General features: G+C 70.1%; 21 protein-coding genes. 14 read left to right on the top strand and 7 right to left on the bottom strand.

All coding sequences use genetic code 11. From position 1 onward, the window contains the following. Nucleotides 1-9: 9 nt before the first annotated feature. Complete coding sequence (locus tag ABZ923_RS27365; RefSeq protein ID WP_361476459.1) at nucleotides 10-465, top strand: MerR family transcriptional regulator; 456 nt, start codon at nucleotides 10-12, stop codon at nucleotides 463-465. Here ABZ923_RS27365 and ABZ923_RS27360 read toward each other — a convergent pair whose 3' ends face one another. The 3 genes from ABZ923_RS27360 to ABZ923_RS27350 form a co-directional block, all read right to left on the bottom strand. Then, nucleotides 466-1,314, bottom strand: coding sequence for a DUF4429 domain-containing protein (locus ABZ923_RS27360; protein WP_361476457.1), 849 nt, complete (start codon nucleotides 1,312-1,314; stop codon nucleotides 466-468). Between the two features lie 66 nt (nucleotides 1,315-1,380). After that, nucleotides 1,381-2,598 (bottom strand): alpha/beta hydrolase, encoded by a 1,218-nt coding sequence (locus tag ABZ923_RS27355; RefSeq protein ID WP_361476455.1) that lies wholly within the window; start codon nucleotides 2,596-2,598, stop codon nucleotides 1,381-1,383. 125 nt (nucleotides 2,599-2,723) lie between these two features. Then, complete coding sequence (locus tag ABZ923_RS27350; protein WP_361476453.1) at nucleotides 2,724-3,350, bottom strand: TetR family transcriptional regulator; 627 nt, start codon at nucleotides 3,348-3,350, stop codon at nucleotides 2,724-2,726. 123 nt (nucleotides 3,351-3,473) lie between these two features. Here ABZ923_RS27350 and ABZ923_RS27345 point away from each other — a divergent pair, with 123 nt between their 5' ends. Both ABZ923_RS27345 and ABZ923_RS27340 read left to right on the top strand, forming a co-directional pair. Continuing rightward, the gene (locus tag ABZ923_RS27345; RefSeq protein ID WP_361476451.1) at nucleotides 3,474-5,069 is read left to right on the top strand and encodes an MFS transporter; all 1,596 of its coding nucleotides are present in this window, start codon (nucleotides 3,474-3,476) and stop codon (nucleotides 5,067-5,069) included. Between the two features lie 215 nt (nucleotides 5,070-5,284). Then, nucleotides 5,285-5,590 (top strand): small hydrophobic protein, encoded by a 306-nt coding sequence (locus ABZ923_RS27340; RefSeq protein ID WP_361476450.1) that lies wholly within the window; start codon nucleotides 5,285-5,287, stop codon nucleotides 5,588-5,590. Here the strand turns inward: ABZ923_RS27340 and ABZ923_RS27335 are convergent. Beyond that, entirely contained in the window at nucleotides 5,544-6,401 is an 858-nt protein-coding gene (locus tag ABZ923_RS27335) for a potassium channel family protein (protein WP_361476448.1), read from the bottom strand. The genes ABZ923_RS27340 and ABZ923_RS27335 overlap by 47 nt on opposite strands. Before the next feature lie 122 nt (nucleotides 6,402-6,523). Continuing rightward, on the bottom strand, nucleotides 6,524-9,271 hold the full coding sequence (aceE, locus tag ABZ923_RS27330) for a pyruvate dehydrogenase (acetyl-transferring), homodimeric type (protein WP_361476446.1): 2,748 nt from the start codon (nucleotides 9,269-9,271) through the stop codon (nucleotides 6,524-6,526). Nucleotides 9,272-9,662: 391 nt separating this feature from the next. Here aceE and ABZ923_RS27325 point away from each other — a divergent pair, with 391 nt between their 5' ends. From ABZ923_RS27325 to ABZ923_RS27300, 6 genes are all read left to right on the top strand, one after another. Then, complete coding sequence (locus tag ABZ923_RS27325; protein ID WP_165951532.1) at nucleotides 9,663-10,100, top strand: DUF3052 domain-containing protein; 438 nt, start codon at nucleotides 9,663-9,665, stop codon at nucleotides 10,098-10,100. Nucleotides 10,101-10,228: 128 nt separating this feature from the next. Next, the gene (locus ABZ923_RS27320) at nucleotides 10,229-10,687 is read left to right on the top strand and encodes a peroxiredoxin (protein WP_361476443.1); all 459 of its coding nucleotides are present in this window, start codon (nucleotides 10,229-10,231) and stop codon (nucleotides 10,685-10,687) included. A 139-nt stretch (nucleotides 10,688-10,826) separates the two neighbouring features. Next, entirely contained in the window at nucleotides 10,827-11,402 is a 576-nt protein-coding gene (locus ABZ923_RS27315; protein WP_030341260.1) for a calcium homeostasis/redox stress adaptation protein, read from the top strand. A 109-nt stretch (nucleotides 11,403-11,511) separates the two neighbouring features. Beyond that, the gene (locus ABZ923_RS27310; protein ID WP_361476441.1) at nucleotides 11,512-12,090 is read left to right on the top strand and encodes a TerD family protein; all 579 of its coding nucleotides are present in this window, start codon (nucleotides 11,512-11,514) and stop codon (nucleotides 12,088-12,090) included. Nucleotides 12,091-12,166: 76 nt separating this feature from the next. After that, a complete protein-coding gene (locus tag ABZ923_RS27305) occupies nucleotides 12,167-13,309 on the top strand; it encodes a DUF475 domain-containing protein (RefSeq protein WP_361476439.1) in 1,143 nt (380 codons plus the stop codon). Nucleotides 13,310-13,397: 88 nt separating this feature from the next. Beyond that, a complete protein-coding gene (locus ABZ923_RS27300) occupies nucleotides 13,398-14,135 on the top strand; it encodes a Tellurium resistance (RefSeq protein WP_361476437.1) in 738 nt (245 codons plus the stop codon). Between the two features lie 27 nt (nucleotides 14,136-14,162). Here the strand turns inward: ABZ923_RS27300 and ABZ923_RS27295 are convergent, their stop codons facing one another. After that, the gene (locus tag ABZ923_RS27295; protein WP_361476435.1) at nucleotides 14,163-14,912 is read right to left on the bottom strand and encodes a TerD family protein; all 750 of its coding nucleotides are present in this window, start codon (nucleotides 14,910-14,912) and stop codon (nucleotides 14,163-14,165) included. 174 nt (nucleotides 14,913-15,086) lie between these two features. On the opposite strand from ABZ923_RS27295, the gene ABZ923_RS27290 reads away from it, so the two are divergent. Genes ABZ923_RS27290 through ABZ923_RS27280 form a run of 3 tightly spaced genes read left to right on the top strand, consistent with a single transcriptional unit; the run spans nucleotide 15,087 to nucleotide 19,609 of the window. Next, on the top strand, nucleotides 15,087-16,253 hold the full coding sequence (locus tag ABZ923_RS27290) for an HpcH/HpaI aldolase/citrate lyase family protein (protein WP_361476433.1): 1,167 nt from the start codon (nucleotides 15,087-15,089) through the stop codon (nucleotides 16,251-16,253). A 27-nt stretch (nucleotides 16,254-16,280) separates the two neighbouring features. Next, on the top strand, nucleotides 16,281-18,746 hold the full coding sequence (locus tag ABZ923_RS27285; protein ID WP_361476431.1) for a phosphoribosyltransferase: 2,466 nt from the start codon (nucleotides 16,281-16,283) through the stop codon (nucleotides 18,744-18,746). Further along, nucleotides 18,746-19,609 (top strand): HAD family hydrolase, encoded by an 864-nt coding sequence (locus ABZ923_RS27280; protein ID WP_361476429.1) that lies wholly within the window; start codon nucleotides 18,746-18,748, stop codon nucleotides 19,607-19,609. The genes ABZ923_RS27285 and ABZ923_RS27280 overlap by 1 nt, the downstream gene beginning before the upstream one ends. A gap of 96 nt (nucleotides 19,610-19,705) precedes the next feature. Here ABZ923_RS27280 and ABZ923_RS27275 read toward each other — a convergent pair whose 3' ends face one another. Then, nucleotides 19,706-19,927: a zinc ribbon domain-containing protein gene (locus ABZ923_RS27275; RefSeq protein WP_361476427.1), complete on the bottom strand. Its 222-nt coding sequence runs from the start codon at nucleotides 19,925-19,927 to the stop codon at nucleotides 19,706-19,708. A gap of 294 nt (nucleotides 19,928-20,221) precedes the next feature. Here ABZ923_RS27275 and ABZ923_RS27270 point away from each other — a divergent pair, with 294 nt between their 5' ends. Together ABZ923_RS27270 and ABZ923_RS27265 are read left to right on the top strand one after the other, a co-directional pair. After that, nucleotides 20,222-22,318, top strand: coding sequence for a transglycosylase domain-containing protein (locus ABZ923_RS27270; protein ID WP_361476478.1), 2,097 nt, complete (start codon nucleotides 20,222-20,224; stop codon nucleotides 22,316-22,318). A 42-nt stretch (nucleotides 22,319-22,360) separates the two neighbouring features. Further along, a complete protein-coding gene (locus ABZ923_RS27265; RefSeq protein WP_361476425.1) occupies nucleotides 22,361-23,653 on the top strand; it encodes a hypothetical protein in 1,293 nt (430 codons plus the stop codon). The last annotated feature ends 165 nt before the right edge of the window (nucleotides 23,654-23,818 follow it).

Raw genomic sequence — 23,818 nt, 5'->3', positions numbered from 1 at the left:
GTTGGGGCCATGACGGTGATGCAGACCACGCAGACAGCCACCGAGCACGCCACCCCCACCGACATCTGCGCCGCCCCGCCGCGGCGCCATCCCCGCCCCGACGGCCAGGACCGCTACACGATCAGCGAGGTCGTCGCGTTCACCGGTCTGACCGCGCACACCCTGCGCTGGTACGAGCGGATCGGGCTGATGCCGCACATCGACCGCTCGCACACCGGCCAGCGCCGCTACAGCAACCGCGACCTGGACTGGCTGGACTTCGTCACCAAGCTCCGGCTGACCGGCATGCCGGTGGCCGACATGGTCCGGTACGCGGAACTGGTCAGGGAGGGCGACCACACCTTCGCCGAGCGCCGCCAGCTGCTGGAGTCGACCCGCACGGACGTCCTGGCCCGGATCGCGGAGCTCCACGACACCCTCGGCGTCCTGGACCGGAAGATCAGCTTCTACGCGCGCGAGCAGTAGCTACAGCTCGGCCAGCAGCTCGGCCTTCTTCGACGAGAACTCGTCGTCGGTGACCAGGCCCGCCTGGTGCAGCTCCCCGAGATGCCGGATCCGCTCGGCGATGTCCGCGGGGTCGCGCCGGGACACGGCCGGTGCCACCGGCACCGGCCCGCGCGTGCGCACCGCCGCAAGGACCGCGGCGGCGAACGGCAGCGACTCGTGCACCGGCCCGTACCCCAGGCCGAAGACCACCGACGCCGGATCCTGGTCCGGCTGCGCGGACCGCGCCGAGCCCGGGTCGCGGGGCACCAGCCGCAGATGCCCCTCGAAGATCTCCGGCGACCGCCACTCCACCCCGCTCAGCTCGGTCACCGGAAAGCTCTGGTCGCCGGCCTTCCACTTCGCCGAGGACGCCCCGGTCCAGGACCAGCGGAACTGCACGGTCGTCCCGTCGAAGGACGCCTTCCCGTCGTACGCCTTGAACTGCAGCGGCGCCTCGGGTGCCGCCACCAGGTGCCGCTCGGCGGGCCCGGACTCGGTCAGCAGCCCCTTCAGCTCGTCCGCGTAGTACTCGGCGAGGGTCTCCCGCTCGGCCGGCAGCACCAGCCGGTAGGGGTCGGCGCCCTCCTTGAGCTGGCCGTCGGCCGCCTCCATCAGCGGATCGGCGCCGGGACGCGGCTCCAGCCGCAGGACGACCGTGCCGCGCCTGCCCGGGGTGAGGGTCACCCCCTGGACCGCCGACAGCGGAATCCGGCGCTCACCGAGCGCCTGGAACAGCTTCGGTGTTCGAATCCCCCGTTCGTAACGGATGAGCACGGAGTCGGACTCGAACTCCCAGACGGCATGAAAACCCGCCAGTACGTCACCCATGCGGCTCATCGTATGCGGCACGTGCTCCTCCGTCGCCACCCGCGCAGACCGCACTTCCTGCTGTTTCTACGCGCGTCCGGCCGTCGTCGCGCCGGACAGACCGGACCGGCACGCATCGTTCTCCCGCGCGCACGTCACCGCGTCGTACGCGCCCACGCCGATGTCGGCGAGGTTGCGCAGGCTGTCCGTGCCGGGCTGGAAGTAACCGCTGTGGCCCTGGGCGTCCCGGGCCGACAGCACCCGCGCCCCGAACGCCGAGGACACCGGGTCGGCGCCGTGGCCGAGGCCGCCCAGCTCCAGGTACGGGACGTCCTGCACCCAGTCGCTGGCGTCCCGCATGGCCCACACCCGGGCCGTGGTGCCCAGGCGGGAGGCCCGGGTGACGCGCATGCCGGGGCTCGCGGCCACGGCTATGTCGGCGACCCGGCGGGGCATGCCGTGCGCGGCGACCCCGCAGACCACCGAGCCGTAGCTGTGACAGAACATCGACACCGGGGCCCGGCCGGGCAGGGCGCGCAGCAGCGCGTTCAGCCGTAGGGCGCCCTCCGCGGCGCGCAGACCGGTGGCCGCGTCCACCCCGAGCCCGTCGGGGGAGGTGTAGTCGGCCCAGGCGATCACCGCCGTGCGGGTCGTGGGGTCGGCCGCGCGCTCGGCCGCGTACAGGGCCTCGGCCATGCCGACCGGAGCGCTGTACTTGCGGTACGTCCGCTGGAAGGTGAGCAGATCGGTGTCGACCCCGGGGACGACGACCGAGATCCGCTCGGCGCGGTCGAGATCGCCGAACACCTCGGCGACCCGGCCCGAGCCCTCGGGGTCGAAGGCCAGGATGTGCCGGTCCGGGTCCAGCAGGGACTCGTAGCGCTCCATCCGGTCGGCCGCGTCCTGCTGGCCCGCCGAGCTGAGCCGGCTGTCGTGCATGCGCCGGTGCTCGACCTTGCGGGCCTGGTCCAGCGCGATGCGGTTGGCCCGGTAGCGCAGGGAGGCGGGGGCGCCGTTCATGTTGCCGACCGCGAGCGGGTAGCGGTGGGCGAGGCGGTCGCGCTCGTGCGGGGTGAGCGAGCCGAAGAAGCGGGCGAGGCGTGCCGGGGCGGCCTCGGGGTCGGGCAGGTGGAGGCCGTGGATGCTGCCGTGCTCCCACCGGGTGAGCGAGGCCTGCAGCGCTGTCGACTCCCGGTGACTGCGCAGGGCGGTCCAGCCGGTGGTCGCGAGCATCACGAACACGACGGCCAGCGCCAGCAGTGCGCGCCAGACGTTCAATTGCGGGGAGGTGTCGAAGGAAGTCACTGGGAGGACACACTAGGAGAACGAGAGGGTCTCGCGGTAACCGAGTGACAGGGATCACGTTTCGTCGGTTACCGAACACCGCGCCGGTGAGCCGCCGTTGATCTCCCCGCGATCCGCCGGTGGTCTCAGGCGGTGCGCCAGTGTCCCGTGAGCGCCGAACCCACCTGATCGAGGTACGACGCGGTGAGCGTGCGGATGGAGTCCAGGCCGAAGTCCTCGCTGGTGCACCACTGCCGTTCGCTGACCCGGATCACCCCGCCGAAGACGGCCACCGCCAGCCGGGGCCGCGGGTCGGTGTCGACGTCGACGCCCTCCCGCTCGGCCAGCACGCGCGCGATGGTCTCCTCCGTCGCCGCCGACCGGCGCAGATGGACGGCGAGCAGCGCGGGCGTGGACTCGATCGTCCGGTACATGCGCAGGTACAGCTCGACCGGCACCACCGACTCGACGGTCTCCCGGATCGTCTCCCAGCCCTCCAGGAACGCCTGCCGCAGCGCCTTCATCGGCGCCTCGTGCGGCGGACGCGCGCGTACGGCCGCCACGAACGCCGCCTCCGTCATCTTCTGCACCGCGAAGGCCACGTCCTCCTTGCCCGCGAAGTAGCGGAAGAAGGTGCGCTGCGAGACGTCGACGGCCTCGGCGATCTCGTCGATGGTGGTCTGCTCGTACCCCTGGCTGGTGAACAGTTCGAGAGCGGCCCGCAACAGCGATTCCCGCGTACGCCGCTTCTTGCGCTCCCGCAGCGTCTCCATGGCCTCTCTCCCCTGTGTGCGTCCGTCCTGACCGGCCCCTGAAGCCTATGCGCCGATGTCGTGTCAGTAACCGACTTGTGGATCTGTTTGTCAACTGTCAGTGACTGTCACTAGCCTGAGTTCATGACTAGTCAGACCACCGTCGACGCACCCGCGTCGGGGCCCCAGCGCCCGGCCGCCGGCCTGCGCGGCCATCCGTGGCTCACCCTCATCACCGTCGCCGTAGGGGTCATGATGGCGGCCCTCGACGGCACCATCGTGGCCATCGCCAACCCGGCCATCCGCGACGACCTGAACGCGTCCTTCGCCGACGTGCAATGGGTCTCGAACGCCTACTTCCTCGCCCTCGCGGTCACCCTGATCACCGCGGGCAAGCTCGGTGACCGCTTCGGCCACCGGCAGACCTTCCTCATCGGCGTGACCGGCTTCGCCGCCGCCTCCGGCGCCATCGGGCTGTCCGGCAGCATCACCGCGGTCATCGTCTTCCGGGTCTTCCAGGGCCTGTTCGGCGCGCTGCTGATGCCGGCCGCGCTCGGCGTGCTGCGGGCCACCTTCCCGGCCGAGAAGCTGAACATGGCCATCGGCGTGTGGGGCATGGTGATCGGCGCGTCCACCGCGGGCGGCCCGATCCTCGGCGGTGTCCTCGTCGAACACGTCAACTGGCAGTCGGTGTTCTTCATCAACGTGCCGGTCGGTGTCCTCGCGGTGCTCCTCGGCACGCTGATCCTGCTCGACCACCGCGCCGAGAACGCCCCGCGCTCCTTCGACCTGCTCGGCATCGCCCTGCTGTCCGGCGCGATGTTCTGCCTGGTCTGGGCGCTCATCAAGGCCCCGACCTGGGGCTGGGGCGACGGCAAGACGTGGCTGTTCATCGCCGCGTCCGCAGTGCTCTTCGCCGTCTTCTCCTTCTGGGAGACGAAGGTCGCCGAACCGCTGATCCCGCTGGGCCTGTTCCGCTCGGTGCCGCTGTCGGCGGGCGTCGTACTGATGATGCTGATGGCCATCGCCTTCATGGGCGGCCTGTTCTTCGTGACGTTCTACCTGCAGAACGTCCACGGGATGAGCCCCGTCAAGGCCGGCGCGCACCTGCTGCCGCTCACCGGCATGATGATCATCGGCTCACCGCTCGCCGGCTCGGCGATCACCAAGCTCGGCCCGCGCGTCCCGCTGGCTTTCGGCATGGCCGTGACCGCGGTCGCGCTGTACGGCATGTCGACGCTGGAGAGCGACACCGGCAGCGGTGTCATGTCCCTCTGGTTCGCCCTGCTCGGCCTCGGCCTCGCGCCGGTCATGGTCGGCGCCACCGAGGTCATCGTCGGCAACGCGCCCCTGGAGCTGTCCGGTGTGGCGGGCGGTCTCCAGCAGGCGGCCATGCAGATCGGCAGCAGCCTCGGTACGGCGGTGCTCGGTGCCGTGATGGCCTCCAGGGTCGACAGCGAACTGCCGGGCAACTGGGCCGACGCGGGGCTGCCGAAGCTGACCCCCGGCCAGCTGGACAAGGTCTCCGAGGCGGTCCAGGTCGGCGTGGCCCCGGTGGCGAAGGGCATGCCGGAGCCGGTCGCCGCCAAGATCACGGCGGTCGCCCACGACACCTTCCTCTCCGGCATGAGCCTGGCGTCCCTGGTCGCGGCCGGGGTGGCGGTGGCCGCCATCTTCGTCGCGCTGCTCACCAAGCGGGGCACGAACGCGGAGGCGGGCGCGGGCGTCGGCCACGTCTGAGCGGAGTTCCCCTATCAGGGTGACTCCGCTAAAGATCCCTCGCCCTCGGCACGCGCCGCAGGTCACAGTGGGTCAAGTCCTCCGCAGGGCATGGGGGGACGGACGGGCCGCGGCGCGCGCTGCTGGAGGGGGGCAGCGCGCGCAGGTCTGTCCCGGCGGAACCGGGGTACCCGCAGTCCGAAGCCGAACTGTCCGCCAACCTCAGGGAGTTGATGATGGCAGGCTTCGGGCACGGAACGCGCGGGTACCCCCGGTCACGTGGCCGGACGTGGCAACGGACAGGGCCGGACCGCGCGACACTCGCGATCATCGGCGCGATCTGCGCGGTGGCCGGCTTCTTCGCGCTGGGCATCGTGCTGGGTCCGGTGGCGATGTTCTGCGGTTGGCAGGCCATGGGCCGCAAATGGTCGAACGACCGCAACGTCCCGGCCCTGGTGGCCCTGATCCTGGGTGCGATCGACACGTTGCTGGCCATCATCGCCCTGGCGGGCGCGGCGACCTGGGGCCACGGTCTCCTGTAGCCGACAGCCCCTCCCCGTCGAGCGGGGGGTGCGCTCGCGGCTGCGGCTGCGCGGTCGCTGATCGCACGGCCGCCGGCCCCTCCTCGGGGTGCCCGGCCAGGCGAGCCACCTCCGCCCGGAGCAGCCGTACCTCCTCGGTCAGCGAGGTGATCGCCTCCGTCTGGCGCCGCTCCTCCACGTCGTCCTTCTCGAAGCGCGAGATGAACCACGCGGCGATGTTCGCGGTGACCACACCGAGCAGCGCGATCCCGGACAGCATCAGCCCGACCGCGATCATCCGCCCGAGTCCGGTGGTCGGCGCGTGATCCCCGTACCCCACGGTCGTCATCGTCGTGAACGACCACCACACCGCGTCACCCAGCGTCCGGATGTTCCCGTGCGGCGACTCCCGCTCCACGGACAGCACCGCGAGCGACCCGAACATCAGCAGACCGATCACGGCCCCGACGACATAGGTGGTCAGCCGGATCTGCGGAGCCATCCGCGCCCGCCGGCCGACCAGCATCAGCGTGGACACCAGCCGCAGCAGCCGCAGCGGTTGCAGCAGCGGCAGGACCACCGCGCACAGGTCGAGCCAGTGCCGGCGTACGAAGTCCTTCCGGTGCGGGGTGAGGGCCAGCCGTACCAGGTAGTCGACGGCGAACGCCCCCCACACCACCCACTCCACCGCGGTGCAGACGGCCGTCAGGGAGTGACCGGCGGAGTCGTCCACGATCGGCACCGCATACGCGACGGCGAACGCCACCGCGAGCGCCAACAACGGCCGCTGGGTGTGCCGCTCCCACCGCACCTGCGCCGAGCTCTGGTCCATGAGCGCAATCGTAAAGAAACCGTAAGGACAGCGCCCGTAAGGGGCGCGGGGAACTGCGCGACCAACCCTCCCCGACCCGCAGATCCCCACGACCCTTTGTCGGCCGAAGCCCAGCGCAGCGGCTACGCGTCGCCGCCCGCCACCCCCGGATCCGCCGCCGTGACGTCCAGCAGCCGGTACCGGTCGATGGCCTGCTTCAGCGCCGACCGGTCGACCTTGCCCTCGCGGGCCAGTTCGGTCAGCACCGCGACGACGATCGACTCGGCGTCGATGTGGAAGAAGCGGCGCGCGGCGCCCCGGGTGTCGGCGAAGCCGAAGCCGTCGGCGCCGAGCGACTGGTACGTCCCGGGCACCCAGCGCGCGATCTGGTCCGGAACCGATCGCATCCAGTCGGACACGGCCACGAACGGACCCTCGGCGCCGCTCAGCTTCCGCGTCACGTACGGCACCCGCTGCTCCTCCTCCGGATGCAGCAGGTTGTGCTCCTCGCACTCCACGGCCTCGCGGCGCAGCTCGTTCCAGGAGGTCGCGGACCACACGTCCGCCCTGACGTTCCACTCCTCGGCGAGGATCCGCTGGGCCTCGAGGGCCCACGGGACCGCCACGCCCGACGCCATGATCTGCGCCGGGACCGAGCCGCCCGTGCCCTCGCTCAGCTTGTGGACGCCCTTGACGATGCCCTCGACGTCCACGTTCGTCGGCTCGGCCGGGTGCTGGATGGGCTCGTTGTAGACGGTCAGGTAGTAGAAGACGTCCTCGCCGTGCGGGTGCTCGGGGGAGCTGCCGTACATCCGGCGCAGACCGTCCTGCACGATGTGCGCGATCTCGTACGCGTACGCCGGGTCGTAGGCCACGCACGCCGGGTTGGTGGAGGCCAGCAGCTGGGAGTGGCCGTCCGCGTGCTGCAGACCCTCACCGGTCAGCGTCGTACGACCCGCGGTCGCACCCAGGACGAAACCGCGCGCCAGCTGGTCGGCCATCTGCCAGAACTGGTCGCCGGTGCGCTGGAAACCGAACATCGAGTAGAAGACGTACACCGGGATCAGCGGCTCGCCGTGCGTGGCGTACGCCGAGCCCGCGGCGATCAGCGAGGCCGTGCAGCCCGCCTCGGAGATGCCGTCGTGCAGCATCTGGCCGGTCGGCGACTCCTTGTAGGCCAGCAGCAGCTCGCGGTCGACCGACTCGTACTGCTGGCCGAGCGGGTTGTAGATCTTCGCACTCGGGAAGAAGGAGTCCATGCCGAACGTGCGGTACTCGTCCGGCGCGATCAGCACGAATCGCTTGCCGATCTCCTTGTCCCGCATGAGGTCCTTGAGGAGGCGCACAAAGGCCATGGTCGTCGCGATGGACTGCTGGCCCGTGCCCTTCTTCACGGTCGCGTACGCCTTGTCGTCCGGCAGGGCGAGCGGCTGGGAGCGGACCACGCGCGTGGGCACGTAACCGCCGAGGCCCTTGCGGCGGTCGTGCATGTACTGGATCTCCTCCGAGTCCCGGCCCGGGTGGTAGTACGGCGGCGCGCCGGACTCCAGCTCCTTGTCGGAGATCGGCAGGTGCAGCCGGTCGCGGAAGCGCTTGAGGTCGTCGACCGTCAGCTTCTTCATCTGGTGCGTGGCGTTGCGGCCCTCGAAGTTCGGGCCCAGCGTCCAGCCCTTGATCGTCTTGGCCAGGATGACCGTCGGCTGGCCCTTGTGCTCCTTGGCCGCCTTGAAGGCCGCGTAGATCTTGCGGTGGTCGTGGCCGCCGCGGCCCAGGTGCAGGATCTGGTCGTCGGTCATGTTCTCGACCATGGCGCGCAGCCGGTGGTCGTCGCCGAAGAAGTGCCGGCGGATGTAGTCGCCGGTCTCGGTGGCGTACGTCTGGAACTGCCCGTCCGGCGTGATGTTCATCTTGTTGACCAGGATGCCGTCCCGGTCCTGCGCGAGCAGCGGGTCCCAGGTGCGGTCCCAGATCAGCTTGATCACGTTCCAGCCGGCGCCCCGGAAGATCGACTCCAGCTCCTGGATGATCTTGCCGTTGCCGCGCACCGGCCCGTCGAGGCGCTGCAGGTTGCAGTTGACCACGAAGGTCAGGTTGTCCAGGCCCTCCCGGGCCGCGATGGACAGCTGGCCGAGCGACTCCGGTTCGTCCATCTCGCCGTCGCCGAGGAACGCCCACACGTGCGACCTGGAGGTGTCCGCGATCCCGCGCGCCTCCATGTAGCGGTTCATCCGCGCCTGGTAGATCGCGCCGAGCGGGCCGAGGCCCATGGAGACCGTCGGGAACTCCCAGAAGTCCGGCATCGAGCGCGGGTGCGGGTAGCTGGACAGGCCGTTCGGGTACTTCGACTTCTCCTGGCGGAAGCCGTCCAGCTGCTCCTCGGTGAGCCGGTCGAGCAGGTACGCGCGCGCGTAGATGCCAGGGGAGGCGTGGCCCTGGAAGAAGACCTGGTCGCCGCCGTCGCCCTCGTCCTTGCCGCGGAAGAAGTGGTTGAAGCCGACGTCGTAGAGCGAGGCGGAGGAGGCGAAGGTGGCGATGTGGCCGCCGACGCCGATGCCCGGGCGCTGGGCACGCGAGACCATCACGGCCGCGTTCCAGCGGGTCGCGTTCAGGATCCTGCGCTCGATCTCCTCGTTGCCCGGGAAGAACGGCTCGCTCTTGGTGGGGATCGTGTTGACGTAGTCCGTGCTGCGCATCTCGGGCACGGCCACGCGCTTCTCGCGGGCGCGCTCGATGAGGCGCAGCATGAGGTAGCGGGCCCGCTCCCGCCCGCGCTCGTCGACGGCGGCGTCCAGGGAGTCGAGCCACTCCTGGGTTTCCTCGGGATCGAAGTCAGGAACCTGACTCGGAAGGCCGCCAATGATGATCGGATTGCGATCGGATCCGGAAGCCACGCTGTTCCTTACCTGTCAGAGGGCCAGTTTCTGCCTGCCTACACCGTCCCCATCGTGTACCTCGGGAAGGCGTACGTCATCCGCACTGTCGTCTGCATCGGTCAAAACGCAACGATACGCCCGGGGTGTGACGTGCTTGGCAAAGTTGTTCGAGCGACGTAACACTGGATGATTCCGAACGGCATAATCCGGGCACATCGGTGTGATGTGGGTTCCGCGGAAACGGGATACGGTGCCAGAAGTTGCGGCGACACGGCCGGGATCGTCACCGTTTCGACGGTCCCGACGGCCGGGTACTTGCGCGATCCGCCCCGCCCGTGTGGACTACGGCCAATGCTTCGCGCACGCGCGTGGCTGAGATACTCACCAAGAAATGATCAGGAGGCAACCCGTGAGCGCGACCGCGGACCACGCGGAGGAGCGGACGAACCCTGCCGCCAGGCTGGGGTTCCAGCCCGGGCAGGTGGTCCAGGAGATCGGCTACGACGACGACGTCGATCAGGAGCTCCGCGAGGCCATCGAGGAAACCATCGCAGGCGACCTCATGGACGAGGACTACGACGACGTGGCCGACGCCGTTGTGCTGTGGTTCCGTGACGACGACGGCGACCTGACGGATGCGCTGGTGGATGCCACCACGTACATCGAAGAGGGCGGTGCCATCCTGCTCCTCACGCCGAAGACCGGCCGTTCGGGGTACGTGGAGCCGAGCGACATCCAGGACGCCGCCACCACGGCCGGCCTGACCGCCTCGAAGAGCGTCAGCGTCGGCAAGGACTGGAGCGGCAGCCGGCTGGCGACGCCGAAGGCGGCCAAGTCCAAGAGGTGACCGTCCTCGTCCGCCGGACGGGCCGAGCAGGCTCGGCCCGTCCGTGAGGCCCCGGTGCCCGCTGCGTAGGGTGGACCCGAGCGTCCGCACGCTCCCACCCGAACAGCCCACCGAAGGGATGCACGACGATGGCGATCCAGGTCGGCGACAAGGCGCCGGACTTCGAGCTGAAGGACAACCACGGCCGGACCGTGAGGCTCTCCGACTTCCGCGGCGAGAAGAACGTGGTCCTGCTCTTCTACCCCTTCGCCTTCACCGGCGTGTGCACCGGCGAGCTGTGCGAGCTGCGCGACAACCTGCCGAAGTTCGCCGACCGCGACACCCAGCTGCTCGCCGTCTCCAACGACTCCATCCACACCCTGCGCGTCTTCGCCGAGCAGGAGGGTCTGGAATACCCCCTGCTGAGCGATTTCTGGCCGCACGGCAACGTCTCGCGCGCGTACGGCGTCTTCGACGAGGACAAGGGCTGCGCCGTCCGGGGCACCTTCATCATCGACAGGGAGGGTGTCGTGCGGTGGACCGTGGTCAACGGCCTGCCGGACGCCCGCGACCTGAACGACTACGTGAAGGCGCTCGACACCCTGTGAGCCGCCCGCGGGCCGACACCTGTGAATCTTCGGCTCCAGGGTCTGCGGAGGGCGGGAACCCGTCACTAGGATCGGCACGTTGATCCCATATCCGAAGCACGACGGGGCTCCCCGCCCCTGAACACCACATGGAGGACCCGTGGGAGTCAGCCTCAGCAAGGGCGGCAACGTATCGCTGACGAAGGAGGCCCCGGGCCTGACCGCCGTCATCGTCGGCCTGGGGTGGGACGTGCGCACGACGACCGGCACGGACTTCGACCTCGACGCGAGCGCGCTGCTGCTGAACAACTCCGGCAAGGTCGCGAGCGACCAGCACTTCGTCTTCTTCAACAACCTCAAGAGCCCCGACGGCTCGGTCGAGCACACCGGTGACAACATCACCGGTGAGGGCGAGGGCGACGACGAGCAGATCAAGATCGACCTGGCCGGTGTCCCGGCCGACATTGAGAAGATCGTCTTCCCGGTGTCGATCTACGACGCCGAGAACCGCCAGCAGTCCTTCGGCCAGGTCCGCAACGCCTTCATCCGCGTCGTGAACCAGGCCGGCGGGCAGGAGATCGCCCGCTACGACCTGAGCGAGGACGCCTCCACCGAGACGGCCATGGTCTTCGGCGAGCTGTACCGGCACGGCGCGGAGTGGAAGTTCCGGGCCATCGGCCAGGGCTACGCCTCCGGTCTGCGTGGCATCGCACAGGACTTCGGCGTCAACGTCTGATCCCGTCGAAGTCACGACGACACCTGCACCATCCGGCGCCGCACCGTTTACGGGCGGCGCCGGACGCGCAGGACAACCAGACAGGCACCACCAGGGGAGGACCAGCATCATGGGCGTCACACTCGCCAAGGGGGGCAATGTCTCCCTCTCCAAGGCCGCACCGAACCTCACCAACGTCCTGATCGGGCTCGGCTGGGACGCCCGGTCCACCACCGGCGCCCCCTTCGACCTGGACGCCAGCGCCCTGCTGTGCGACGCCGGGAACCGGGTGCTGGGCGACGAGTGGTTCGTGTTCTACAACCAGCTCACCAGCCCCGACGGCTCCGTGGAGCACACCGGTGACAACCTCACCGGTGAGGGCGAGGGTGACGACGAGTCGATCCTGGTCGACCTCGCCAAGGTGCCCCCGCAGTGCGAGAAGATCATCTTCCCGGTGTCCATCCATATGGCGGACGAGCGCGGCCAGACCTTCGGCCAGGTCTCCAACGCCTTCATCCGCGTGGTCAACCAGGCCGACGGCCAGGAACTGGCGCGCTACGACCTGAGCGAGGACGCCTCCACCGAGACCGCGATGATCTTCGGCGAGCTGTACCGGTATCAGGGCGAGTGGAAGTTCCGGGCAGTGGGGCAGGGGTACGCGTCGGGCCTCCGGGGCATCGCTCTAGACTTCGGAGTCAACGTTTCGTAAAACTCGGTACGACTCCGGGGAGATCCTCCCCCAGACTTCGTCTGGGAGGTGCCCCCAACAGACGATGGGGTAGCCAGTGCTTCTCAAAACCTTCGGCTGGTCGTTCGCGGTCACCGCGCTCGGCCTGGTCGCGGCGGCGTTCTACGGGGGGTGGACCGCCTTCGGCATCGTGGCGATCCTCGCCATCCTGGAGATCTCGCTGTCCTTCGACAACGCGGTCGTCAACGCCGGGATCCTGAAGAAGATGAACGCCTTCTGGCAGAAGATCTTCCTCACGGTCGGCGTTCTCATCGCCGTCTTCGGCATGCGGCTGGTCTTCCCCGTCGTCATCGTCGCGATCAGCGCCAAGATGGGCCCGATCGAGGCCGTCGACCTGGCGCTCAACAACAAGGACCGCTACCAGGAGCTGGTCACCGACGCCCACCCGGCGATCGCCGCCTTCGGTGGCATGTTCCTGCTGATGATCTTCCTCGACTTCATCTTCGAGGACCGGGACATCCAGTGGCTGCGCTGGATCGAGCGGCCCCTGGCCAAGCTCGGCAAGGTCGACATGCTGTCGGTCTGCATCGCCCTGATCGTCCTGCTGATCACGTCCTTCACCTTCGCCACCCACGCCCACCAGCACGGCGGCGCCCACGTGGACAAGGCGCAGACGGTCCTGATCGCCGGGATCGCCGGCCTGATCACCTACATGGTCGTCGGCGGCCTCTCCGGCTACTTCGAGGACAAGCTGGAGGAAGAGGAGGAGCGCGAGCACGAGGAGGAGGAAGAGGCCGCCCGCAGCGGCAAGCAGAAGCCCGCGATCGTGCTGGCCGGCCAGGCCGCGTTCTTCATGTTCCTCTACCTGGAGGTCCTGGACGCGTCCTTCTCCTTCGACGGCGTCATCGGCGCCTTCGCCATCACCAACGACATCGTCCTGATGGCCCTCGGCCTCGGCATCGGCGCGATGTACGTCCGGTCGCTCACGGTCTACCTGGTCCGCCAGGGCACCCTCGACGACTACGTCTACCTGGAGCACGGCGCCCACTACGCCATCGGCGCCCTCGCCGTGATCCTCATGGTCACCATCCAGCACGAGATCAACGAGGTCGTCACCGGTCTCGTCGGTGTCGTCCTGATCGCCTGGTCCTTCTTCTCCTCCGTCCGCCGCAACCGCGCTCTGGCCGCGGCGGGGGAGGAGGGCACCGACGAGAAGGCCGAGGTCTCCTCCGGGGTGTGACGGCCCGGACGGTGAGGAACGCTTCGAACGGGGCGGCCGGCACGGTCGGCCGCCCCGTCGGCGTCACAACGGGTACCTGGGGGCGGGAATGGGATTCTTCGACGGACTGCTGGGCGGGCGCGCCGCCGACTTCGACTCGGGCAACGCGTCGACCAACGCCATCGAACTGACCAGGCGGCACCAGACGGTGTCCCTCACCAGGCAGGAGGCGGCCACCGGCCACCTGCGCGTGAACCTCTCCTGGCGGATGCGGACCTCCGACTTCGACGCGAGCCAGCGCACCAGCCTGTTCCGGCACCCCTTCAAGGCCCTCAAGCCGCCGGAGGTCCTCGGCCACGGGCAGAGCATGGTCAACGTCGACCTCGACCTGGGCTGCCTGTACGAGCTGACCGACGGCACCAAGGGGGTCGTACAGCCCCTCGGCGGCTATCTCGGCGACGTCAACGCACCGCCGTACATCAAACTCAGCGGAGACGACCGGTTCGGTTCGGCGTCCGGCGAGACGATGTACGTCAATCTCGACCACCGCGACGCCCTGAAGCGGCTGCTGGTCTTCGTCTACATCTACGACCAGACCCCCGCCTTCGACCGTACCCACGCCGTCGTCACCCTCTACCCCAGCAACGGCCCCCGCATCGAGATAGGCCTCGACGAACGCCACCCGCAGGCCCGCTCCTGCGCCGTCGTCATGATCGAGAACGTCAAGGGGGAACTGATCGTCCGCCGCGAGGTCAAGTTCGTCTACGGCTTCCAGGGCGAACTCGACCGTCTCTACGGCTGGGGCCTGCAGTGGGGCCGGGGCTACAAGACGAAGGCGGACCGGTGAAACGCCCCGTGCGGGGCGCTCGGTGCCCTACCGCCCGATGAACTGCGGACCCTGCGGCGGCAGCCGGAAGTACGCGTCCCCCGCCACGGCCACCGGCGCCTGCATCGGCTGCGGGTAGCCGTACGCGGGCGGCTGCGCCGGCACCGAAGCCGTCGGCGGCTCCGGAGGCGTCGGCAGCTCGGGAGGCAACGGCTGGGACGACGTCGGGTCGGCCGGGGGCTCCTCCGCCGCCTCCGACTCGTCCACCGAGATACCGAAGTCCGTGGCGAGCCCCTTCAGCCCGTTCGAGTAGCCCTCGCCCAGCGCCCGGAACTTCCAGCCCTCCCCGCGCCGGTACAGCTCACCGCAGATCAGCGCCGTCTCCGCGCCGGTCTCCGGCTTGATCTCGAACCGGGCCAGCGGCTCCCCGCCGGCGACCGCGGCGTCGTACAGCAGGATGCACAGCGCCGGCACCTGGTCGAAGGCGACCCCGTCCGCGGAGGCGACCAGCAGGATCCGGCCGACCCCCGGCTCCACGGCGGAGAGGTCTGTCTGGATGGTGTCGGTCAGGCCCTCGGCGACCCGCTTCTTGCCGAGCCGCCACACCTTCCCGGAGGGATGCCGGGGCTGGTTGTAGAAGACGAAGTCCTCGTCGGAGCGCACACGGCCGTCGGGGCCCAGCAGCAGCGCCGACACGTCCACGTCCGGGACGCCCTGCCCGGGCGTCCAGCGCAGCACGGCGCGCACCGTGGTGGCCTCCAGCGGGACGTTCGACCCCTTCAGCATCGCGTGCGTCATGCGGTCATCCTGCCCTCTCGGTCCTGGTCACGACAATGCGGGGGGTTGGCGGCGACACGGGTGGGTTACCGGAAATTCATGCGCGCAGGGAACTTCGGACATGGATCCCTACGTACTATTACCGGCCACCCTTTACCGAATCCAGAGGATCGGCTCGCGCTCCGAGGGAGTCCTATGCGTCATTTCGGGCACATCGCCCCCGAGGTGCGGCAGCGCCTCTTCCATCAGGAGCCGTGCGCGTTCACCGCCGACTCCCCGGCCCGGCTGCTCTCCGCGGCCCTGGGCGCCACGCTGTACAGCCCGGCCACCCGGCCGCGGCTCGCCGACGACATCGTCAAGCAGGCGGGCAACGGCGTGGTCTCGATGGTGCTGTGCCTGGAGGACTCGATCGACGACGCGGACGTCGGGGCCGGCGAGGACAACCTCGTCCGGCAGTTCGCCGATCTCGCCGCCCGGCCCGGGGCGGAGCCGCCCCTGCTGTTCATCCGGGTCCGCACCCCCGAGCAGATACCGGACCTGGTCCGCCGCCTCGGCCCGCCCGTGCGCCTGCTGTCCGGGTTCGTGCTGCCCAAGTTCACCGAGGAACGCGGCATCCCCTTCCTGGAGGCCCTCACCACCGCCGAGAAGGCCTGCGGCCGGCGACTTTTCGCCATGCCCGTCCTGGAGTCCCCCGAGCTGCTCTACCGCGAGTCGCGGGTGGAGACCCTGGAGGGCATCTTCCGCGCGGTCGACAAGTACCGCGACCGGGTGCTGGCCCTCCGCCTCGGCGTCACCGACTTCTGCTCCTCCTACGGCCTGCGCCGCGCCCCCGACATGACGGCGTACGACGTCCAGATCGTCGCCTCCGTGATCGCCGACGTCGTGAACATGCTCGGCCGTGCCGACGGCACCGGCTTCACCGTCACCGGCCCGGTCTGGGAGTACTTCCGCGTACCCGAGCGCATGTTCAAGCCGCAGCTCCGGCAGAGCCCCTTCCTCCAGATGCAGGCCGTCGAGCTGCGCGAGAGGCTGATCGAACACGCCATGGACGGACTGCTCCGGGAGATCTCCCTCGACCAGGCCAACGGTCTGCTCGGCAAGACCTGCATCCACCCCTCCCACGTCCTGCCCGTGCACGCGCTCTCAGTGGTCAGCCACGAGGAGTTCAGCGACGCCCAGGACATCCTGCGGCCGGAACGCGGCGGCGGGGGTGTACTCCGGTCGGCCTACACGAACAAGATGAACGAAGTGAAACCGCACCGCGCCTGGGCGGAGCGGACCCTCCTGCGCGCCGAGGTGTTCGGCGTCGCCAACGAGGACGTCGGCTTCGTGGAACTGCTCGCCGCCGGCATACCCGGCTGAACCTTTCGCCACCTCTCCAAGGAACGCATGAACAACGCAGTGAACGACGGGGTCTGGTCCGGCAGCTGGGTCGCCGAGCGACTCGGGGTCGGGCTCGTGGGGGACGACGCGCTGCCGGCGCTGCTCGGGCTCGCCCTGCGGCGCAACCCCAAGCGGGCCCACCTGCTGGTCTCCAACGTCCTCGGCAAGCACGTGCCGCAGTCGCCGGCCGTGGTCTACGACCACGGGTTCCGGCTGGGCCGGCGGGTCGCCGAGCTGCTCGGCGGGGCAGAGGCGGGGACCGCCGTCGTCCTCGGGTACGCGGAGACCGCGACGGGGCTGGGGCACGCCGTTGCCGACGGTCTCGGTGCGGTGCCGTATCTGCACTCCACGCGCCGGCCTGTCCCCGGCATCGCCCCGGCGGGCGGCTTCGAGGAGTCGCACTCCCACGCGACGTCGCATCTGCTGCTGCCGGAGGACCCGGGGCTGCTGGCCGGGGACGGGCCGCTGGTGCTGGTGGACGACGAGTTCTCCACCGGTAACACCGTGGTGAACACCATCCGCGACCTGCACGAGCGGTACCCGCGCGAGCGGTACGTGGTGGTGGCGCTGGTCGACATGCGGTCGGCCGAGGACTCCGCGCGGCTGGAGCGGTTCGCGCAGGAGATCGGGGCGCGGGTGGATCTCGTCGCCGCCGCGTCCGGGACCGTGCGGTTGCCGGAGGGCGTGCTGGAGAAGGGCCGGGAACTGGTGGCTCACCACGAGTCCGCCGGGTCCGGGCCGGGCGAGGCGGCCCGCGCCCCCGAGGGGGCCCGTCGGCCGGGCCGCGTCGCAAGGGTCGACCTGCGCTGGCCGGCCAGTCTGCCCGACGGCGGCCGGCACGGCTTCACCCCCGCCCACCGGGCCCGGCTCCAGGCGGCGCTGCCCGCCATGGCCGGGCGCGTCCGCGAGGCCCTGCCCGCCGGCGCCCGGCGGGTGCTGGTGCTCGGCTTCGAGGAGCTGATGTACGCCCCGCTGCGGCTCGCCCGTGAGCTGGAGCAGGGGGTGGACGCCGAGGTGCGGTTCTCCACCACCACCCGCTCGCCGGTCCTCGCGGTGGACGACCCCGGGTACGCGATCCGCACCCGTCTGGTCTTCCCCGCCCACGACGACCCGGCCGACGGTCCCGGCGAGCGATACGCGTACAACGTGGCCGGCGCCGGCTTCGACGCCGTCGTCGCCGTGGTCGACTCCGTCGCCGACACCCCCGCCCTGCACGCTCCCGACGGCCTGCTCGCCCGCCTCGCCGCGCACGTCCCGCACGTCCTGCTCGCGGTCGTACCGTCGTACGTCCCGCATGCTCCCGAAAGGCCGCTCATGCTGCCCGAGCCCCTCCGTGGCCCCGCATTCTCCTCGTACGCGCCGCAGGAGGTCGGCTGGCTGCTCCAGGACCTGTCCGACGTGACCCTGGAGGCGCCGACCGAGGAGCGGGAGGAGGCCATCCAGAGCGGCGGCGCGCACTACGCCGAGTCGCTGCCGGTGGAGTACCAGCCCAGCGAGCAGTACCAGGAGCTGTTCCAAGCGGCGCTGGACGCGTCGGCCGCCCGGCTCGCGCACGCCGTCGGTGTCGTCACCGAGACCGTCGTCACCGAGCGGTCGCCCCGCCCCGTGCTGGTCTCCCTGGCCCGGGCGGGCACCCCGGTCGGGATCCTGATGCGCCGCTGGGCGCAGTTCCGGCACGGCCTGGAACTCCCGCACTACGCCGTGTCGATCGTGCGCGGCCGGGGCATCGACGCCAACGCGCTGCGCTGGCTCGCCGCCCACCACGACCCCCGGGACGTCGTCTTCGTCGACGGCTGGACCGGCAAGGGCGCGATCACCCGGGAACTCGCCGCGGCCGTCGAGGAGTTCGAGGCCGCCGAGGGAGTCACCGGGTTCGACCCGGAGATCGCCGTCCTGGCCGACCCCGGCTCCTGCGTGCGCACCTACGGCACCCGCGAGGACTTCCTCATCCCCTCCGCCTGCCTCAACTCGACCGTCTCCGGCCTGATCTCGCGCACGGTCCTGCGCGCCGACCTGGTCGGCCCGCACGACTTCCACGGCGCCAAGTTCTACCGCGAACTCGCGGGCGCGGACGTCTCGGTGGCCTTCCTCGACGCCGTCGCCGCACGCTTCCCCGAGGTGGCCGACGGCGTGGACGGCGCGGTGAAGGAGCTGCTGGCCGCGGACCGCACCCCGACCTGGGCGGGCTGGCGGGCCGTTGAGCGGATCAGCGAGGAGTACGGCATCCACGACGTCAACCTGGTCAAGCCGGGCGTCGGCGAGACCACCCGGGTGCTGCTGCGCCGGGTGCCGTGGAAGATCCTGGCGCGGGCCGGGGCGGGCGCCGACCTGGACCATGTACGGCTGCTCGCCGAGCAGCGCGGGGTGCCGGTCGAGGAGGTCGGCGACCTGCCGTACACCTGTGTCGGCCTGATCCACCCGCAGTACACGCGGGGCGCGACGGGCGCCGACGGCAAGGCGGTGAACGTCTGATGCCGGTGCTGGTGGCGAGCGACCTCGACCGTACGCTGATCTACTCCTCGGCGGCCCTCGCGCTGACCATGCCCGACGCACGGGCGCCCCGGCTGCTGTGCGTGGAGGTGCACGAGGCCAAGCCGCTCTCGTACATGACCGAGACCGCGGCCCAGCTGCTGACCGACCTCGGGGACGCGGCCGTGTTCGTGCCGACGACGACCCGGACGCGCAAGCAGTACCAGCGCATCAACCTGCCGGGTCCGCCGCCGGCGTACGCGATCTGCGCCAACGGCGGGCACCTGCTGGTCGACGGGGTCACCGACGCCGGCTGGCACGCGCGCGTGCAGGCGCGGCTCGCCGACGAGTGCGCGCCGCTGGCGGAGGTCAGCGAGCACCTGCTGCGCTCCGCCGACCCGGTGTGGGTGCGCAAGCACCGGATCGCCGAGGACCTGTTCGCCTACCTGGTGGTGGAGCGCGAGCTGCTGCCCGGGGACTGGGTGAAGGAGCTGGCGGTGTGGGCGGAGAACCGCGGCTGGACGGTGTCCCTCCAGGGCCGCAAGATCTACGCCGTACCGAAGCCGCTCACCAAGAGCGCGGCCGTCCGCGAGGTCGCCCGGCGCACCGGCGCGGAGCTGACCCTGGCCGCCGGTGACTCCCTGCTCGACGCCGACCTGCTGCTCGCCGCCGACCGCGGCTGGCGCCCCGCCCACGGCGAACTGGCCGACAGCGGCTGGTCCGCGCCGGGCATCGCCGCGCTGCCGGAGCGCGGGGTGCTGGCGGGAGAGCGGATCGTGCGGGAGTTCCTGGAGGCGGCGCGGGGGGAGCGGGCGCGGGGGTCGACGACCGTGGGGCGACGGGCGTCGGCCGACGGCTGTGGGTGAACACCCGCACGCCGGCACCCGTAGATCAACACGTGCAGACCCCGCTCCGTGCAGACCGGTCCCGTGCGGACCGGCCCCGTGCAGATCCGGCCCCGTTCAGCCGCAGCAGCCTCCGCCGCAGCACCCGCCGCCCCCGCCCTGGGGTGCGGACGCCGGGGCGGAGCCGCGCGACACGCCGCCCACGGCCACCGTCGACAGGAGCTTCACCGTGTCGTCGTGGCCCGCGGGGCAGCTCGCCGGGGCGGCGGACTCCGCCATCGGACGGTTCAGTTCGAACGTGTCGCCGCAGGTCCGGCAGCGGTACTCGTAGCGAGGCATGGCCCCAGGTTAACCGTCAAGACCCCGCCGGCGGCATCTCAATGTTTCATGAGTGTTGCTTTCTATCCGGCATATGTGCGGGGGATTCGAAAACCTTACTGATAATTTGTGAACGCCGTTGCGAGGATGCTCAGCTCACCCGCGCGAGCAAGACCTAGTGCGGAGGGAGACGCAGGCGTGACCGATGCGTCGCAGGGGGAGGACGGCCCCATGGGGGGTGGCCGTGGCGAGAAGCCGTTGGGCGCTGACGAGACCCTGCATCTGAGAGTCGACGCCCTCAGGGCGGACGAGACCATGCAGCTGCGCGTGCCCCCGCCGCCGGAGCCGTCCGCGCCGGGTGGCGGCCGGGCCGAGCGCCGGCGTACCGCGCGCTCGGCCGAGCGGGAGCGCAGTGCCGCCATGGCCGCGGCCGGCCGGCTGCTCGCGCCGCTGGCTCCGTACTGGGGCCGGATAGCCCCGTACGCGCGCCGCCTGAAACCCGTCTACCCGCGGCCCGGCCGCACCGGCTGGCGCCGCTGGATGCCCTCCTGGCGCCAGTGGATCGGCGCCACCCTGACCTCGTTCGGCCTGCTGAGCGCGTTCCTCGTCACCGCGTACGCCATGACGGACATACCGGACAACCTCAACTCGTACGCCACCCAGCAGGACAACGTCTACTTCTGGTCCGACGGCACGCCCATGGCCCGGACCGGCTGGGTGCAGCGCCAGGCGATGCCGCTGAAGGACATACCCGAGGACGTCCGCTGGGCGGTGCTCGCGGCCGAGAACGAGAGCTTCTACTCGGACCCGGGCATATCCGCCAAGGGCATCACCCGCGCGGTGTTCCGCACGCTCGGCCAGGGAGACACCGAGGGCGGATCGACCATCACGCAGCAATACGTCAAAAACGTCTACCTGACGCAGAACCAGACGATCAGCCGCAAATTCACCGAGGCGATGATCGCCCTCAAGCTCGACAACAAGATGAGCAAGGACCAGATCCTCGAGGGCTATCTCAACACCAGCTGGTTCGGCCGCGGCAGCTACGGCATCCAGCGCGCCGCCCAGGCGTACTACGGCAAGGACGTCGGCAAGCTCAACGCCTCCGAGGCGGCCATGCTCGCCGGACTGCTCAAGGGCGCCGGCCTGTACGACCCCACGCTCAGCAAGGCCAACCACGCGCGGGCCGCCGAGCGCTGGACCTGGATCCTCGACCGCATGGTCAAGATCGGCAAGCTGTCGCCGCAGGAACGGGCCAAGTACACCGAGTTCCCCGAACCGCTCAAGAGCAACCCGCTGTACAACACCGGCGCGCAGAGCGACTACCTCGTCGAACTCGCCTCGCAGTACGCCAAGAAGTCCGGACACCTGACGGACAAGCAGTTCGACCTCGGCGGCTACCAGATCTACACCACCTTCGACCGCAAGCGGGAGAAGGCGCTCACCGACGCCGTCACCAAGGCCCGCAAGCAGGCCCGGCGGGACAACCCGGCGGCGGCCCGGGACGGCCACTACGGCGCCGCCTCGGTCACCCCGGACGGCCGGATCCTCGCCGTCTACGGCGGCCCCGACCACCGCAAGCAGGGCTACAACGAGTCCAACGCGACCACCGTCCCGGCCGGCACCGCGTTCACACCCTTCGTCTACGCCGCCGGACTCGAACACGGTGTGCACAAGACCCGCGGCGGGCCCGCCACCCCCGTCACCCCGGACAGCGTCTACGACGGCGACGACGGCGTGCCCGTCACCACGCCCGAGGGCCCCTACTGGGACCGCAGCGGCAAGAAGGTCTCCGCCCACAACGACGGCGGCAGGTCGTACGGGCAGATCACCCTGCGCGAGGCGCTCGCGAAGTCGGTGAACACGCCGTTCATGCAGCTCGGCATGGACACCGGCCTGGAGAAGGTGCGCCAGACCGCCGAGGCGTCCGGACTGCTGCCCTCCAGCTTCGGCCCCCAGGTGCCCGCCCTGTCCATGGGCAACTCCACGCCCAGCGCGATCCGGATGGCCAGCGGCTACGCCACCTTCGCCGCCGGCGGCACCCACACCGAGCCGTACTCGGTGCGCCGGATCACCCGCAACGGCTCCCCGGTCCCGCTGGCCACCCCGCGCCCCAAGCGCGCGATCGGCGAGAAGGTGGCCGAGGAGGTCACCGAGGCGCTGACCGACTCCTTCCGCACCGCCCATCCCGAGGCGGCCGGCCGGACGGGGGTGTCCGGGAAGGCCGGCACCACCGAGAAGGACACCGCCGCCTGGTACGTCGGCACGGCCGACTCCGTGTCCACCGCGATCGTCGTCTACCGGATCGACCTGGCCAAGTCCCTGGAGCCCCTGCCGCTCGAGGGCCTGGCCGGCACATCCGCCCACAGCGTCCCGTATGCCCTCTGGTCGGCAGCGACGGGCCTCGGCTGAGCCGGGCCCGTGCACCCTCCCCTTCCGCAGAATGAGCCGCGCATGCCCCGCAAGATGTCGTCCTCGGGCCGCCGTCGAGCCGCCCGCCGCACTGCACCCCGTGCCACCCGGCCGCAGATCCTGACGCTGGCCGCGCTCCTCGTCGTGGCCTCGCTGGTGGCCGGGTTCCTGGCGCTGTCCGGCACGGACAGCAGCGGCACCCCGGCCGCCGTCGCGGGCAAGAAGCCCACCACCGCCCCGAAGGCCAGCCCGACCCCGGAGTGGGACGGCAAGACCAAGGTCCTCGGCGACGGCTCCACCTCCTACACCGGCCCGCAGAAGGGACAGCTGAAACCGGTACCCCTCAAGCCCGGCGAGAAACCGCCCCAGTTCGTCGTCTTCTCCTGGGACGGCGCCCTGGAGGGCAGCGACCACCTGTTCTCCCACTACCGGGAGCTGGCCGAGCAGTACAACGCCCACATGACCTTCTTCCTCACCGGCATCTACCTGCTGCCCAAGAACAAGAAGGCGCTGTACCACGGCCCCATGCACTCCCCGGGCGACGCCGCGATCGACTACGCCACCGACGACCACATCCGCACCACCGTGGAACAGCTGGGCAAGGCGTACGAGGACGGCAACGAGATCGGCACCCACTTCAACGGCCACTTCTGCGGAGCCAAGGGCGGCGGCGACTGGAGCGTGAAGGAGTGGAAGAGCGAGATCGACCAGTTCTACTCCTTCGTCGAGCGCTGGAAGACGAACACCGGCTTCAAGGACCTCCCGCCGCTGCCCTTCGACTTCAAGAAGGAGGTCGCCGGCGGCCGGGCGCCCTGCCTGGAGGGCCAGCCGAACCTGCTGAAGGCCATCAAGAGCTACGGCTGGCGCTACGACGCCAGTTCCCCGGGCGACTTCCAGATATGGCCCTCGAAGAAGAACGGCATATGGGACTTCCCGCTCCAGATGCTGCCGTACGAGAGCGGCAAGTACCAGGGCCTGTCCATGGACTTCAACTTCCTCTACAACCAGTCCGAAGGCGAGACCCAGGGCGACCCGGCCAAGTTCCCGCAGTGGGAACAGCAGACCGTCGACTCCTACATGGCCGGCTTCAACCGCGTCTACTACGGCAGCCGCGCCCCGCTGTTCATCGGCAACCACTTCGAGGACTGGAACGGCGGCATCTACATGAAGTCCATCGACCAGGTGGTCAGGAACGTCTGCACCAAGAAGGGCGTCAAGTGCGTCTCCTTCAAGGAACTGGCCGACTGGCTCGACGCCCAGAAGCCGCAGACCCTGGCCGCCCTGCGCACCCTCGACCCCGCCCAGTCGCCCGACTGGTCCGCCGTCGTCAAGTAACAAGTACGCGCCGGACGTTCCACTTGTGCAACCCCCTTCACATCCGCCGCACCAGCCGTGGCAAGATGCCCCTCGCCCGGTAGGTGTACCGGCGTAGAGGGGAACATCATTGAAATCTAGAAGACTGAGCCGTGGACGGCGCCGTACCGCCATAGTGACCGCCGC

This window comes from Streptomyces sp. NPDC046881 (genome assembly GCF_040645015.1).
In the GTDB taxonomy this organism is placed as follows: domain Bacteria; phylum Actinomycetota; class Actinomycetes; order Streptomycetales; family Streptomycetaceae; genus Streptomyces.
The sequence above is the reverse complement of the archived record's forward strand: the minus strand, read 5'-3'. Positions and strand labels throughout refer to the sequence as shown.